The sequence below is a fragment of the Amaricoccus sp. genome (genome assembly GCF_047602525.1).
Taxonomy (GTDB): Bacteria; Pseudomonadota; Alphaproteobacteria; order Rhodobacterales; family Rhodobacteraceae; genus Amaricoccus.
The window spans coordinates 2,473,333-2,487,928 of sequence record NZ_JASGHB010000001.1 but is presented as its reverse complement, the minus strand read 5'-3'; the positions used below and the strand labels follow the sequence as shown (position 1 = coordinate 2,487,928).

Sequence of the window (14,596 nt, the reverse complement as noted above, 5' to 3'; positions counted from 1 at the left end):
GCCGAGTAAATATATGCATAAAAACTCTCTTCCTTCAAGCCTGCGGCCTTGCCGCCCCTGCCAGGAGTGACGCCATGACGAACTATGATGAGGCTTGGGTCGCCCGCACGGAAGCCGAGCTGAAGCGGCTGGCCGACGAGGGGCTCTATCATCCCGAACAGGAGCGGGACGCCTGTGGCGTCGGGCTGGTGGTCGCGATCGACGGCAAGCCGCGGCGGCAGGTGGTGGAGAGCGGCATCAAGGCGCTCAGCTCGATCTGGCACCGGGGCGCGGTCGATGCCGACGGCAAGACCGGCGACGGCGCGGGCATCCACGTGCAGATCCCGACGGCGTTCTTCGAGGACCAGGTGCGCCGCACCGGCCACCAGCCGCGCGGCGAGCGGCTGGCGGTGGGCCAGATCTTCCTGCCGAGGAGCGATTTCGGCGCGCAGGAGACGGCGCGGACCATCGTCGAGACCGAAGTGCTCCGCATGGGGTACTACATCTATGGCTGGCGGCATGTGCCGGTGGACATCTCCTGCCTCGGGCAGAAGGCCAATGCCACGCGGCCGGAAATCGAGCAGATCCTCATCTCCAACTCCAAGGGCGTCGACGAGGAGACCTTCGAGCGCGAACTCTACGTCATCCGCCGCCGCATCGAGAAGGCGGGCGCGGGGATCCGCGACTTCTACATCTGCTCGATGAGCTGCCGGTCGGTGATCTACAAGGGCATGATGCTGGCCGAGCATGTGTCGGTGTTCTATCCCGACCTGCAGGATCCGCGCTTCGTCAGCGCCTTCGCGATCTATCACCAGCGCTACTCCACCAACACCTTCCCGCGCTGGTGGCTGGCGCAGCCGTTCCGCATGCTCGCCCACAACGGCGAGATCAACACGCTGAAGGGCAACCTGAACTGGCTGAAGAGCCATGAGATCCGCATGTCGTCGGATTATTTCGGCGACCTCGCCGAGGACATCAAGCCGATCGTCCTGCCGGGGAGCTCGGACTCGGCCGCGCTCGACAACGTGTTCGAGGTGCTGGTGCGCGCGGGCCGGATCGCGCCGATGGCGAAGTCGATGCTGGTGCCGGAGGCCTGGTCCAAGCTCGCGACCAAGATGCCGCAGAACTGGCAGGACATGTACGCCTATTCCAACGCGGTGATGGAGCCGTGGGACGGGCCGGCGGCGCTTGCCATGACCGATGGCCGCTGGGTCTGCGGCGGGCTCGACCGCAACGGGCTGCGGCCGATGCGCTATGTCGTGACCGGCGACGGGCTGGTCATCGCGGGGTCGGAGGCCGGCATGGTCCCGACCGATCCGCTGACGGCGGTGGAGAAGGGCGCGCTCGGGCCGGGGCAGCTGCTTGCCGTCGACATGGGCGAGGGCAAGCTCTACCACGACGCCGAGATCAAGGACTTCATGGCGGCAAGCCAGCCGTTCGGCGACTGGGTGGGCTCGATCACCGACCTGGAGAAGGCGACGCAGGACGCCGAGGAAAAGCCGCTGTTCGAGCCGGCGGAGCTGCGCCGGCGGCAGATCGCGGCCGGCTACTCGGTGGAGGAGCTGGAGGTCGTCCTGCACGCCATGGCGGAGGACGGCAAGGAGGCGATCGGCTCGATGGGCGACGACACGCCGCCCGCGGTGCTCAGCACGCGCTACCGGCCGCTCAGCCACTACTTCCGGCAGAACTTCAGCCAGGTGACGAACCCGCCGATCGACTCCTTGCGCGAGCATCGGGTGATGAGCCTGAAGACGCGCTTCGGCAACCTCAAGAACGTGCTCGACCAGGACAACAGCCAGACCGAGATCCTGCAGCTCGAAAGCCCGTTCGTGTCGAACGCCCGCTTCGAGGCGATGGTGCGCCACTTCGGCGCGTCGGCGGTCAAGATCGACGCGACCTTCGAGTGCGGTCATTCCGACGGCCTGCAGGTGGCGCTCGCGCGTATCCGCGCCGAGGCGGAGGAGGCGGTTCGCGCCGGTGCCAACCACATCGTGCTGTCGGACATGGAGCAGAGCGCCGACCGTGCGCCGATGCCGATGATCCTCGCGACCAGCGCGGTGCATTCGTGGCTGACGCGCAAGGGCCTGCGCACCTTCACCTCGCTCAACGTGCGGTCGGGCGAGTGCATCGACCCGCACTATTTCGCGGTGCTGATCGGGTCGGGCGCGACGACGGTGAACGCCTATCTGGCGCAGGATTCGATTGCCGACCGGGTGGCGCGGGGGCTGCTCGCCGGGTCGCTGACCGAGGCGGTGAACGCCTTCCGCATGGCGGTCGACCAGGGGTTGCTGAAGATCATGTCCAAGATGGGCATCAGCGTGATCTCCAGCTATCGCGGCGGCCTGAACTTCGAGGCCGTCGGCCTCAGCCGCGCGATGGTGGCCGAGTATTTCCCCGGAATGCTCAGCCGGATCTCGGGCATCGGCATCACCGGCCTGCAGCGGCAGGTGGAGGCGATCCACGCGCAGGCGTGGCGCGGCGTCGACGCGGTGCTGCCGATCGGCGGGTTCTACAAGTCGCGGCGCTCGGGCGAGAGCCACGCCTGGGAAGCCCGCGCGATGCACATCCTGCAGTCGGCCTGCGATCGCGGCTCCTTCGACGTTTGGAAGCAGTATTCCAAGGCGATGCAGGCGCGTCCGCCGATCCACCTGCGCGACCTGCTCGACTTCCAGCCGAAGCACGCGCCCGTGCCGCTCGACCAGGTGGAGTCGATCACCGCGATCCGCAAGCGGTTCGTCACGCCGGGCATGAGCCTCGGCGCGCTCGGGCCGGAGGCGCACAAGACGCTCAACATCGCGATGAACCGCATCGGGGCGAAGAGCGACTCGGGCGAGGGCGGCGAGGATCCGGCGCACTACACGCCGGAGCCGAACGGCGACAACCCGTCGGCGAAGATCAAGCAGGTGGCGTCGGGGCGGTTCGGCGTGACGGCCGACTACCTCAACCACTGCGAGGAGCTGGAGATCAAGATCGCCCAGGGCGCGAAGCCGGGCGAGGGCGGCCAGCTGCCCGGGATCAAGGTGACGGAGCTGATCGCGCGCCTGCGGCACTCGACGCAGGGCGTGACGCTGATCTCGCCGCCGCCGCATCACGACATCTACTCGATCGAGGATCTGGCGCAGCTCATCTACGACCTGAAGCAGATCAACCCGCGGGCGAAGGTCTGCGTGAAGCTGGTCAGCCAGTCGGGCGTGGGCACGATCGCGGCGGGCGTGGCGAAGGCCAAGGCGGACGTGATCCTGATCTCGGGGCACAACGGCGGGACCGGCGCGTCGCCGGTGACGTCGATCAAGTTCGCCGGGCTGCCCTGGGAGATGGGGCTGTCCGAGGCGCATCAGGTGCTGACGGTGAACAACCTGCGGGATCGGGTGATCCTGCGGACCGACGGCGGCTTGCGCACCGGGCGGGACATCGTGATCGCGGCGATGCTGGGCGCGCAGGAGTTCGGGATCGGGACCGCGGCGCTGATCGCCATGGGCTGCATCATGGTGCGGCAGTGCCAGTCGAACACCTGTCCGGTCGGGGTCTGCACCCAGAACCCGGAGCTGCGCAAGAAGTTCACCGGCACGGCCGACAAGGTGGTGAACCTCATCAGCTTCTATGCGCAGGAAGTGCGCGAGGTGCTGGCGAGCGTCGGAGCGCGGTCGATCGACGAGGTGATCGGGCGGGCAGACCTGCTGACGCAGGTGAGCCGCGGCGCCGAGCATCTCGACGACCTCGACCTCAACCCGCTGCTCATCAACGTCGATCAGGGCGATGCGGTCAGCTATGACCGGAAGAAGCCGCGCAACGCGGTGCCGGACACGCTGGACGCGCAGATCGTCACCGACGCCGAACCGTTCTTCAAGGACGGCGAGAAGATGCAGCTCAGCTATGCGGTGCAGAACACCCTGCGCTCCATCGGTACGCGGGTGTCGAGCCATATCGTCCAGCGGTTCGGCATGAAGAACAATCTTCAGTCCGACCACCTGACCATCAAGCTCGCCGGGCCGGCCGGGCAGTCGCTCGGCGCGTTCGCGGCATCGGGCCTGAAGATCGAGGTGATGGGCGAGGCGAACGACTACGTTGGCAAGGGGCTTTCGGGCGCCACCATCGTGGTGCGGCCGCCGCTCGGCTCGCCGCTGAAGCCGGAAGACAACGCGATCATCGGCAACACCGTGCTCTATGGCGCGACCGCGGGGGCGCTCTTTGCCAGCGGCCGGGCGGGCGAGCGGTTCTGCGTGCGGAACTCGGGCGCGACGGTGGTGGTCGAGGGCTGCGGCTCGAACGGCTGCGAGTACATGACCGGCGGCACGGCGGTGATCCTCGGGCGCTTCGGCGACAACTTCGGCGCCGGCATGACCGGGGGCGTGGCGTTCCTCTATGATCCCGATGGCGACCTCGAGCTGCGGCTGAATCCGGAGACGGTCATCGACGTGCCGGTGCGCTCCCACGCCTGGGAGAGCGAGCTGCGCGGGCTGATCGAGCGCCATGTCGCCGAGACCGCGAGCCCGCTCGGCACCGAGATCCTGCGGCACTGGGACGAGGCGCTGCCGAAGTTCCGGCAGATCGTGCCGAAGGAGATGCTGAACCGTCTGGCGCATCCGCTGGTCGACGAGCCGGAGGCGGCGAGCGCGTGACGCGACCGGCGACGGGCCTGCCTCCGGGCCGGCCCGTTGCCACGGCGGCTTCGGTCGCCCCGGCGACCGCGGACGGATTTGTCGACGGACAAATCCGTCCGGCGTTGAGGTCGCGACGAATGGTCGGCCGAAGCCCTTCTCCGGGCGTGGGCGTGTCAGGGCCTCAGAGGATGAAGTCGGCGGCGGAATAGTCGCTGGCGGCGACGCCGGCGCCGTCGTTGATCGCGAGGTCGAACTCCGGGGTCGAGTCGCCGCTGACGCTGCCGAGGATGTGGGTCACGCCGCCGACGTCCACCGCCCAGAGATGGCCGGCGTCGTGCGAGGTGCCGAACACGAAGTGCTGGGAGCCGGCGACGTGTTCGTCGGCGTCGACCGTGGAGACGTCGATCCGGTCGCCGCCCGCGGTGCCGGCGCCCTCGAACGCCGCCGCGCCGCCCGAGGCCACGATCGTGTCGCCCTGCGACTCGCGTGCCGTGACGAAACGGAACACGTCGTCGCCGACGCCGCCGGACAGGTGGTCGGCCCCGGTCGCGCCGGTCAGCCTGTCCGCGCCCGCGCCGCCGGTAATGGTATCGTCGCCGCTGCCGCCGCTGAGGTTCTCCGCGCCAGCGCCGCCCGCGATCAGGTCATCGCCGGCCTGGCCGAAGACGGTGCCGGTGATGCTGCCGCTTTCGCCGTGGTAGATGTCATTGCCACCGCCCAGCTTGGCCATGCCGTCGAGGATGCCGTTGTTGGTGACGATGTCTTCGCCGTCCGAGACGAAGTGGAGCGATCCGAATTTCCCGGACATCGTGCCATCGTTCGTCAGATGAACCTGAGAACTCGCGGCGATGGCGTAACCGCCGTACCGGGTGGCGATGACTCCGGTGTTCTCGATGGTGGCGGAGAGGCCGGGCTCGAACTTGCCGAAGCCGATCACCGACCAGTCGGAGACGATGCTGCCTTCGTTGACGAGGCTCAGGTCATTGCCCTGGACGCTTATTCCGTGGGACCAGGAATCCACCGTCCCGTGGTTGATGACTGTCACATCGCCGGGGGCGGAGTCGTAGTTGTAGAAGAGGACCCCGTTGCCGCCCAGGGTGCCCCAGTTCTCCACGGTCGAACTCGGTGACGTCGAACAGGTGCAGCCCGCGGATCGAGCCGTGGTTCCAGACGGAGCTGTCCGCGCTTGCGTTGATCCCCCCGGTGCTGCCCTCGCTGCCGACCGTCAGGTCGAGCGACGCGCCATACGCGTCGATGCCGACGGTTGCCGCAAGGGTGCCGTTGATGGTGGCCTGAAGGCCGGTCAGGCCCTCGCGCGCGACCGCCGCCGTGAACCCGCTCGACAGCGTTACGCCGGCATTGACGACAAGGCCGTCGCCGCTCGCCTTGTAGATGAAGACCGGACCAATTCCGGCGGAGGAGACGGACGACGAGAAGACGGTGGTGGTCATGGGATGTGTCCTTGCAGCGAAGAAGGCGGGGGGAGAGAAACACGGGAGACGGCAATTCATCGCGGGCCGGCAACGAGACTCACGCACAAATTATTCGCATCTTCCGCCCGTATCCGGCGCGGCGCCAGCCGGTATTGTTCCCCGTCGGTGAAAGAAGCCGGGTGGCGACCGCCGGTTCGGCGTGGCGCCTGCCCGGCGCCGGCCGGCGCTACGTCGCGCCGATGAACCGCGCGAGCTTGCCGAGCGTCTGCAGTCCCAGCTCCACCGCGCCGAAGCCTGCGGCCGCCTGGAACTCGGCGGCGGTGCTGAACACCATGCCGAGCGTCACCGTGGTGACGCCGCCGGCTTCGTCGAACGTCGCCCAGGCGTCGGCGTGCTTCGGGCCATCCTCGCCCCAGAGCAGCGTGTAGCCGAGGCGCTCCTCGCGGCGCATCTCGCCGTAGCGATGGTGGTTCGGGAAGACCGTGCCGTCGGGCGCGATCATGTCGAAGACCCATTCGCCGCCCGCGCGCAGGTCGATCCGCTTCGTCCGGCAGGAGAAGCCGTCCGGCCCCCACCACTGCGGCAGCGTCGCCGGGTCGGTCCACGCCGCCCAGACCAGCGCCCGGGGCGCGCGGATCACCCGTTGCATCACCATGGTGCGCTCGGCGACGCGCGCGAGGGTGTCGAGCCCGGCGGCGAAGCCCCGCCGGTAGCCGGCCGCCATGTCGGTGGCGAGCGCGGCGAGCTGCACCGTCACCGCGAGGCGGCTGCGCGTGCCGCCGAGATCGGCGATCTCCGCCGTGACCAGCGCCGCCGACTGCGGCACGCCTTCGCAGAGGAGCAGCTCGGAGTTGACGCTGCGCCGGCCCGGTTCCAGCGCCAGCCAGCCCACCTCGCAGCGGATGTCGGGCTGGCCTGCCACCGGGCAGAGCGACACCTCGCGGCCGCCGGCCCGCGGATCGGCCTCGAGAAACGTCACGCGCACCTCGGGCGAGGGCGCGGCCCAGACCGCCCGCGCGGCGGGTGCGGTCCACGCCTGCCAGAGCACCGAGGCCGGCGCCGCGATCTCCCGCGTGAAGCGCAGCGTCGGGAAGCGGTCGCCGGCCGCGATGTCGGCCGCATCGTCGAGTGCCAGGGTCATTTCGCACGCTCCTCCATCAGGCGGGTGACGTAGTCGTCGAGCCGGTCGAGGCGGGCCTCCCAGAGGTCGCGCTGCTCGTCGAGCCAGCTGCGGACCGGCGCCAGCGCCTCGGGCACCAGCCCGCAGGTGCGCACGCGCCCGTCCTTGGCCGTGAGGATGAGCCCCGCCTCTTCCAGCACCGAAAGGTGGCGCATCACCGTCGGCAGCCGGAGCCCCGTCGGCCCGGCCAGCTCGGACACCGGCGCCGGCCCGGCGGCCAGACGCCGCAGGATCGCCCGCCGGGTCGGGTCCGACAGGGCGTGAAACAGCAGCGAGAGGTCCGGATCATGCTTAGACATGTGGCTAACCATACGCCTGTGCGCGGCGCGGGCAAGCGGTAACTTTGCTGGTCGGCTAAGTGTTCGCGTCCGCCGCCGTGCCACCGCTGCAACAGCCGCCTGCCGGATCGGTCTGCGGTTGCCGGCCGGTGCGCATAGGGGTGCCGCAAGCGCGGCGGGCCATGTAGCGTGCCGCCACCCGCAGCTCCTTGGGATACCGCCATGGCGATCCTTGCCCTCGACGACTACCCCGGCCGCTACGCGCTGACAAACGAGCTGCACGCGCGGCCGTTCCCGGAGCTGTCCGCGCCCTGCCGGGCGCTGCATCTCGCGATCAAGCCGGAGGGCGACGCCGCCGGGCGCGACCGCGCGCGCGACCGCGCGCACCTCGCCGCATTGCTCGACCGCTACGGTGCGCCGCATCTGCCGCCCGGCGCCAACCACTACTCCGGGCCGCTCGGGCGCGGCTTTCTCAAATGGGAGATGCACACCGAGTTCGTCACCTACACGCTGTTTCTCGACGGCGTGTCGCGGGTGCCGTTTTCCGGCGAGATGTCGACGATCTTTCCGTCCGACTGGCTGACCGAGACGCCGGGCAAGATCGTCACGTCCACGCTGGTCCGAGTCGATTCCGCCACGCCGGAGCGGGTGGCGGTGGCGCTCGACGACGACTTCCCGCAGTGGTTCGTGCTCGAAAGCCTCGCCGTGGCGCAGGTCGTCGACTCCGAGGCGGTGATCGCCGGCGACTTCCGCATCGACGAGCACGGCCACGAGCGTTTCGTCGTGCTGGCCTCGCCCGCGGTGGGTCAGCGGCGGCTGGGCCGGATCGTGCAGCGGGTGCTGGAGATCGAGACCTACAAGGCCATGGCGCTGCTCACCCTGCCGGTGGCGCGGCACGTCGCGGTGACGGTGGCGCGCCTCGACCGCGAGCTCGCCGAGGTGGTGGCCAGCATGGCGGCCGAGACCGGCCACGAGCCCGACACGCTGCAGCGCCTGCTGAAGCTGTCGGCCGAGGTGGAGCATCTGGTCGCGACCAGCGCGTTTCGCTTCGGCGCGGCCGGCGCCTACGAGGCGCTGGTCAACCAGCGCATCCAGGTGCTGCGCGAGGAGCGCATCGGCGGGCGGCAGTTGTTCTCGGAGTTCATGATGCGCCGCTTCGAGCCGGCGATGCGCACCTGCCGCTCGGCGGAGCAGCGGCTCGCCGACCTGTCGGGCCGGGCGGAGCGGGCGGCGAACCTGCTCCGGACCCGGGTCGACGTGGCGAACCAGGCGCAGAACGTCGAGGTGCTGCACGCGATGAACCGGCGCGCGGCGATGCAGCTGCGCCTGCAGGAGACGGTCGAGGGACTGTCGGTGGTCGCGATCAGCTACTACGCGCTCAGCCTCGCGGGCCATCTGTTCGCGCCGCTCGCCGAGGCGGTCCATGTCTCGGAGGCCCTGCTGCTCGCGCTCCTGACGTTGCCGGTGGTCGCGCTGGTCTGGTTCATGGTGCGCCGGATCCGCCGCAAGCTCGGGCACGGGGCGGAGGAGGCGGGCTGACGGCGGCGCGCCGGAGGGGACTTTCCCGCCGGTGCGATCGGTCGGGGGCGTCGCCGGCCCGGCGCCGCTGCCCGCGGCGGCTCAGTCCCCGCTGCGAAACGCCTCGACGCCCTCGGTCGCGCGGGTCCCCGGCGCTTCCGGCGCGCGGGCGCGGAAGGCGGCGCGGCCGACGAGATGCGCGCCGATCGGCGCCGTGGCGATCAGGAACAGGAACACCGCCGCCGCCTGCAACGCCTCGGCCCAGCCGTCGGCGGCGAGCGCGGTTCCGGCCGCGACCAGCGCGAGGCCGAAGCTGCCCGCCTTCGTCGCCGCGTGCATCCGGGTGTAGACGTCGCGAAACCGCACCACGCCGATGCCCGCCACGAGGCAGAAGCCCGCGCCCGCGACGATCAGGAGTGCGGCGAACCAGTCAATCATCGTCGCGGCGCCCCAGCAGGCCGGCGAAGGCGACGGTGGCGAGGAAGGCGATCAGCGCCAGCCCGAGCGCGACGAAGACATAGGCCGCCTCGCCGGTGAGGATGCGGAAGACCAGCAGGAACACCACGAGCAACCCCGAGAGCAGGTCGAGCGCGACCACCCGGTCGGCCAGCGTCGGCCCGGCGAGCAGCCGCCAGGCGGCGCAGGCGACCGCCGCGACGAGGCACGCGAGGCCGAGGAGGGCAGCCGCGCCCAGCGGGCCGGGGGGCAGGGTCATCGGCGCCCCCCCGGGACCGCCGCCGGGACCGCCGCCGAGACCGCCGCCGCGACGCGCGCCTCGATCGCGGCCACGTCGGCGCGCACGCTCGCGGCGTCGGCATCGAGCGCATGGACGAGCAGCGTGCGCCGATCCGGGCTCACGTCGACGGTCAGCGTGCCGGGGGTCAGTGTGATGTAGTTGGCGACGAGGGTGATCTCGAGGTCGGTGCGCGCCCGCGTCAGCGGCACGGTGACGAAGCCCGGCGCGGCGCGGCGCGGGTCGAGCACCGTTCGGGCGACGGCGAGGCTCGACAGCGCGAGGTCGCGCAGGAAGGCGAGGCCGAGCGTGGCGGTGCCGAGCGGGCTCATCGGCCGTGCCCCGATAAGGCGGCGATGTAGGCCGCGGGATCGAGGATCTGGCCGGCGATCTGGTCGGCAAGGCCGACGAGCGGCCCGGCCCAGACGCCCGCGACGATGATGAGCGCGGCGAGGATCGCGAGCGGCCAGAGCATCGCCGGCGGCAGCGGGGCGGCGGGCGCCCCGGACGCGGCCGGCGCCCAGACCGCTTCCGCCCAGACCCGGGCCATCGCGACGAGGGTGAGAAGGCCCATGGCGAGAACCGCGGCGGCGAGCCAGCCGGAGCCCGCCTCGAGCGTGGCGCGGACCAGCATCAGCTTTGGCCAGAAGCCGGAGAACGGCGGCATCCCGGCCAGCGCCAGCGCCGGGACGAGGAAGAGCAGCGCGGTGGCGGGCTGGCTGCGCCAGAGGCCGCCGGAGCGGGCGAGGGTCTCCGAGCCGGTGGCGTGTGCGATGGCCCCGGCGCCGAGGAAGAGGGCGGCCTTCACCAGCACGTCCTGCCCGAGGTAGAGGATGGTCGCCGCCAGCGCGGCCGGCGTGCCGACGGCGAGGCCGAGCACCATGGCGCCGATCGAGGCGGTGATCGAGAAGCCGAGCACCCGCCGGACCGAGGGCATCACCAGCGCGCCGAGGCAGCCGAGCGCCATGGAGACGAGGGCGAGCGCGAGCAGGAGGCCGTGGATCGGCGTGCCGGTCGTGTCGAACACCAGCGAGAACACCCGCACCAGCGCGTAGACGCCCACCTTGGTGAGCAGTGCGGCGAACAGCGCCGAGGTGGTGAAGGCGGGCGTGTGATAGCTCGCGGGCAGCCAGAAGTGCAGCGGCGCGAGCGCGGCCTTGGCGGCGAAGGCAAAGACCAGCAGCGCCGCCGCCGCCAGCACCGGGGCGTCGCCGCGGCCGAGCAGGCGGGCGTGCAGGTCGGCCATGTTGAGCGCGCCGGTGGTGCCGTAGAGCAGGCCGACCCCGGTGATGAAGGCGACGGTGCCGATCAGGTTCAGCCCGACGTACTTCATCGCGCCGTCGAGCGAGCCCGAGCCGATGACGAGCAGGCCGAAGGTCGAGATCAGCATCACCTCGAACCAGACGTACATGTTGAAGAGATCGCCGGTCAGGAACGCGCCGGCCACACCCGCGAGCATGGCGTGGACCAGCGGGTGAAAGCCCGCGTGCTCCTCGCCCGCCGTCACGTCGGCGCGCGCGAACACCAGCGCCAGCGTGGCGGTGACGCCGGTGAGCGCGACGAGGCTGGCCGACAGCCCGTCGGCAACGAGGGTGATGCCATAGGGCGCGGGCCAGCCGCCGGCCTGCTGCGCGAACGGCCCGGTGGCGAGCACCCGCGCGAGGATCGCCCCGCCCGCCCCGAGCAGCGTCAGCGCGCCGGCGAGCGACAGGCCGCGGCGCAGCGCCGGCCGGCGCCAGGCGAGCAGGGTGAGCACGACGGTGGCAAACGGCAGCGCCAGCGGCAGGAACAGGAGCATCAGCCGCGGCCCCCGGCGGCGACTTCGGCGGCATCCTCTGCGGCGGCGTCCATGTCGTCGATGCCGAGGGTGCGATAGCTGCGCAGCGCCAGCGCCAGGGTGAAGACGACGAGCCCGAAGCCGATGACGATGGCGGTGAGGATCAGCGCCTGTGGCAAGGGGTTGGCCGCGCCGGCGACGGTCTCCGCCCCCTCCGGCACCAGCGGCGGCCTGCCGAAGGTCAGCCGCCCGGTGGCGAAGATCGCGAGGTTCGCCGCATTCGACAGCAGGGTCAGCCCGAACAGGTAGGGCAGGGTCCGCCCGGCTGTCATCAGGTAGGCGCCGGCCGCAACCAGCACGCCGACCAGCCCGGCGAGGACGATTTCCATCAGCCGCCCTCCCCGTGCCCGGCGCCGCGCGCATCGTCGGCCAGCGCCTCGTCGAGCGCGAAGAGGATGCCGCTCACGGCCCCGAGCACGACGAGGTAGACCCCGAGGTCGAACAGCGGCACCGACCCGAGCGGCAGATGCGAGCCGGTCGCGTCGTAGAGCGGCCACATGCCGCGCAGGAAGGTGCCGCGCGCGAGGCCGCCCCACAGGCCGGACGCGAGCGCGGCGCCGAGCCCGACCGCGGCGATCGACAGCGGCCGGGCCCGAAGCGCCCGGCGCGCCGCCGCGGTGCCGCGCGCCTTGGCGATCAGCGCGAACGCGCTGGCCGCGAGCAGCCCGCCGATGAACCCGCCCCCGGGCGCGTTGTGGCCGCGCAGGAGCACGACGACCGAGAACGCGAGGATCGCCGGCACGAGGAAGCGCGCCGCGGTCGTCAGGATCAGCGAGTTCACCGCACCCTCCGCGCCAGGACGGCGATGGTCGCGACCGCGGCGATGACGATGACCGAAATTTCGCCCAGCGTGTCGAAGCCGCGGAAGTCGACCAGGATCACGTTGACGACGTTGCGCCCGTGCGCGGTCGGATAGCTTTCCGCCTCGAAGAACCGCGACAGGCCGGTGTCGAGCGGCGTGCCGAGCACCGCGAGCACGGCGACGGTGGCGCCGGTGCCAAGCACGGCGGCGAGGCCGGCGTCGCGCGGCCGGAACGGCAGGCGGCCCGCCGCCGGCAGGTGGACCATGGCGAGCGCGAGGAAGACGACGACGAGGATCTCGACGAAGAGCTGGGTCATGGCCACGTCGGTCGCGCCGTAGAGCACGTAGACGAACGCGATGCCCGACCCGACGCCACCGAGCGCCGCGATCGCGGTCAGCCGCGAGCGCGTCGCCAGCACCACGCCGACCGAGCCGAGCACCATCGCCGCCACCGCCCAGTCGACGAAGCTGGCGGAGGCGAGCGCCGCGACGGGCGGCCACGCGATGCCGCCCGCGGCGAGCGCCCCCCAGATCAGGACGGCGAGGGTCGCGAAGCTCGCCCGCAGGTAGCTTGTCGCGCGCCCTGTCTGCGTCGCGGCCGTGACCGTCCGCGCCGCGGCGAGGAGCCCGGCGAAGGCCGCCGCATAGGCCGCCTCCGCCCGCGGCAGCCGCGGCTCGGCCGCCGACAGCCGCGCGCGCAGCCGGTCGAGCCGGAGATAGAGCGCCGCGCCGAGCGCCCAGGTGGCGAGACTGAGCGCCAGCGGCGCCCCGACCCCGTGCCAGAGCGCGAGATGCGCCGGCGTGCTGCCGGCGGCGCGCGCCATCGGCCCGACGAGCCACGCTTCCGCCAGCGCCGGGGCCAGCCCGAAGCCGAGCCCCAGCACCGCCAGCACCAGGGGCCCGAGCCGCAGCCCCCACCGCGGATCCTTCGGCAGGGCCGCCGGGTGCCGCGCCGGCCCGGCGAACGGGCGCAGCGCCACCGCGCCGGCACAGGCGACCATCGCCGCGCTCGCGAGCAGCACCGCCAGCGTCAGCCCGACGCCCGGCACGGTTGCGCCATAGACCAGCTCCTTCGCCACGAACCCGAGGAAGGGCGGGACGCCGGCCATCGCCGCCGCCGCCGGCGCCACCACCGCCGCCGTCGCCGGCATCGCGCGTCGAAGCCCGCCGAGGTCGGGATACTGGCGCGATCCGGCGCCCGTCTCGATCATGCCGACACCGAGAAACAGCGCCGCCTTGTAGAGCGCGTGCACCAGCAGGAACGCCATGGCCGCCGTCACTGCCTCGGCGCCGCCCACCCCGAGCAGCAGCGTCGTCAGCCCGAGCGCCATCAGCGTCGTCCATGCCAGCATCAGCTTCAGGTCAGCCTGCCGGAGCGCCCAGACCGCGCCGATCAGCATCGTCGCCGCCCCCGCCGGCACCAGCAGCCCCTGCCACAGCGCGGTGCCGCCCAGCGCCGGCGACAGCCGCGCCAGCAGGTAGACCCCGGCCTTCACCATCGTCGCCGAATGCAGGTAGGCCGACACCGGCGTCGGCGCCGCCATGGCGTTGGGCAGCCAGAAGTGCAGCGGCCACTGCGCCGACTTGGCGAAGGCCGCCACCACGACCAGCCCGAGGATCACCGGACAGGCCGGGTCCGCCTGCAGCGCCCCGAGACCGGAGAGCCGCGCGGTGCCCGCCGCCGCGCCCATCAGCATCAGGGCGGCGAGCAGGGCGAGCCCGCCCGCGGCGGTGACGACGAGCGCCTGCAATGCCGCCGCCCGCGCCGCCGCCCGCTCGTGGTCGAAGCCGACGAGCAGCCACGACGTCACCGTCGTCGCCTCCCAGAACACGAACAGCGTCACCAGATCGTCCGCCGTCACCACGCCGAGCATGGCGAGCTCGAACGCCACGAGAGTCGCGAGCAGCGAGCGGAGGCGCCGGTCGCCGCGGAAGTAGGTGGCGGTATAGAGCAACACCAGCGCGCCAATTCCGGTGACGAGCAGCGCGAACGCGAGCCCGAGCCCGTCGACCCGGAACGCCGCCGAGACCCCGAGCGCCGGCACCCACGGCAACGACAGCTCCGGCGCCGCGCCGGCCGCCACCTCGGGCACCAGCGCGGCGAACGCCGCGAAGCCCAGCCCCGAGGCGGCGGCGGGCAGCAGGCGCCAGCTGGGCACGGTGGCGTCGGTCATGCCCGCGCTTGTCGCGGAACCCCCGGCCCGGATCAAGGGCGAACCGCCCGAAGCCGCCCAA

Annotated in this window: 13 protein-coding genes; 2 read left to right on the top strand and 11 right to left on the bottom strand. The window is 71.7% G+C overall.

Annotation, left to right across the window (positions count from 1 at the left end; all coding sequences use genetic code 11):
- Positions 1-74: 74 nt before the first annotated feature.
- Complete coding sequence (gene gltB / locus QM699_RS12780; protein ID WP_415011483.1) at positions 75-4,598, top strand: glutamate synthase large subunit; 4,524 nt, start codon at positions 75-77, stop codon at positions 4,596-4,598.
- A 163-nt stretch (positions 4,599-4,761) separates the two neighbouring features.
- Here gltB and QM699_RS12775 read toward each other — a convergent pair whose 3' ends face one another.
- The 4 genes from QM699_RS12775 to QM699_RS12760 form a co-directional block, all read right to left on the bottom strand.
- Positions 4,762-5,601, bottom strand: a complete 840-nt coding sequence (locus QM699_RS12775; RefSeq protein WP_415011482.1) for a calcium-binding protein — start codon at positions 5,599-5,601, stop codon at positions 4,762-4,764.
- Positions 5,561-6,031, bottom strand: a complete 471-nt coding sequence (locus QM699_RS12770; RefSeq protein WP_415011481.1) for a hypothetical protein — start codon at positions 6,029-6,031, stop codon at positions 5,561-5,563. Before QM699_RS12770 ends, QM699_RS12775 begins: the two co-directional genes overlap by 41 nt.
- 208 nt (positions 6,032-6,239) lie before the next feature.
- On the bottom strand, positions 6,240-7,154 hold the full coding sequence (locus QM699_RS12765) for an SRPBCC family protein (protein WP_415011480.1): 915 nt from the start codon (positions 7,152-7,154) through the stop codon (positions 6,240-6,242).
- Positions 7,151-7,492 carry an ArsR/SmtB family transcription factor gene (locus QM699_RS12760; protein WP_415011479.1) on the bottom strand — a complete coding sequence of 114 codons (342 nt, stop codon included), beginning with the start codon at positions 7,490-7,492 and terminating at the stop codon, positions 7,151-7,153. Before QM699_RS12760 ends, QM699_RS12765 begins: the two co-directional genes overlap by 4 nt.
- A gap of 201 nt (positions 7,493-7,693) precedes the next feature.
- Between QM699_RS12760 and QM699_RS12755 the strand changes: the two genes are divergently transcribed.
- Positions 7,694-9,010, top strand: coding sequence for a DUF3422 family protein (locus QM699_RS12755; RefSeq protein ID WP_415011478.1), 1,317 nt, complete (start codon positions 7,694-7,696; stop codon positions 9,008-9,010).
- Between the two features lie 81 nt (positions 9,011-9,091).
- On the opposite strand, the gene mnhG is transcribed toward QM699_RS12755, so the two are convergent.
- From mnhG to mbhE, 7 genes are read right to left on the bottom strand one after another with little or no spacing between them, the layout of a single operon-like run.
- A complete protein-coding gene (gene mnhG / locus QM699_RS12750; protein WP_415011477.1) occupies positions 9,092-9,427 on the bottom strand; it encodes a monovalent cation/H(+) antiporter subunit G in 336 nt (111 codons plus the stop codon).
- A complete protein-coding gene (locus QM699_RS12745; RefSeq protein WP_415011476.1) occupies positions 9,420-9,704 on the bottom strand; it encodes a monovalent cation/H+ antiporter complex subunit F in 285 nt (94 codons plus the stop codon). Before QM699_RS12745 ends, mnhG begins: the two co-directional genes overlap by 8 nt.
- Entirely contained in the window at positions 9,701-10,054 is a 354-nt protein-coding gene (locus tag QM699_RS12740; protein ID WP_415011475.1) for a Na+/H+ antiporter subunit E, read from the bottom strand. Before QM699_RS12740 ends, QM699_RS12745 begins: the two co-directional genes overlap by 4 nt.
- The gene (locus QM699_RS12735; protein ID WP_415011474.1) at positions 10,051-11,520 is read right to left on the bottom strand and encodes a proton-conducting transporter membrane subunit; all 1,470 of its coding nucleotides are present in this window, start codon (positions 11,518-11,520) and stop codon (positions 10,051-10,053) included. Before QM699_RS12735 ends, QM699_RS12740 begins: the two co-directional genes overlap by 4 nt.
- Positions 11,520-11,888, bottom strand: coding sequence for a Na+/H+ antiporter subunit C (locus tag QM699_RS12730; RefSeq protein WP_415011473.1), 369 nt, complete (start codon positions 11,886-11,888; stop codon positions 11,520-11,522). The genes QM699_RS12735 and QM699_RS12730 overlap by 1 nt, the downstream gene beginning before the upstream one ends.
- Positions 11,888-12,340 carry an MnhB domain-containing protein gene (locus QM699_RS12725; protein ID WP_415011472.1) on the bottom strand — a complete coding sequence of 151 codons (453 nt, stop codon included), beginning with the start codon at positions 12,338-12,340 and terminating at the stop codon, positions 11,888-11,890. Before QM699_RS12725 ends, QM699_RS12730 begins: the two co-directional genes overlap by 1 nt.
- On the bottom strand, positions 12,337-14,535 hold the full coding sequence (gene mbhE, locus QM699_RS12720) for a hydrogen gas-evolving membrane-bound hydrogenase subunit E (protein WP_415011471.1): 2,199 nt from the start codon (positions 14,533-14,535) through the stop codon (positions 12,337-12,339). Before mbhE ends, QM699_RS12725 begins: the two co-directional genes overlap by 4 nt.
- Positions 14,536-14,596 lie beyond the last annotated feature (61 nt).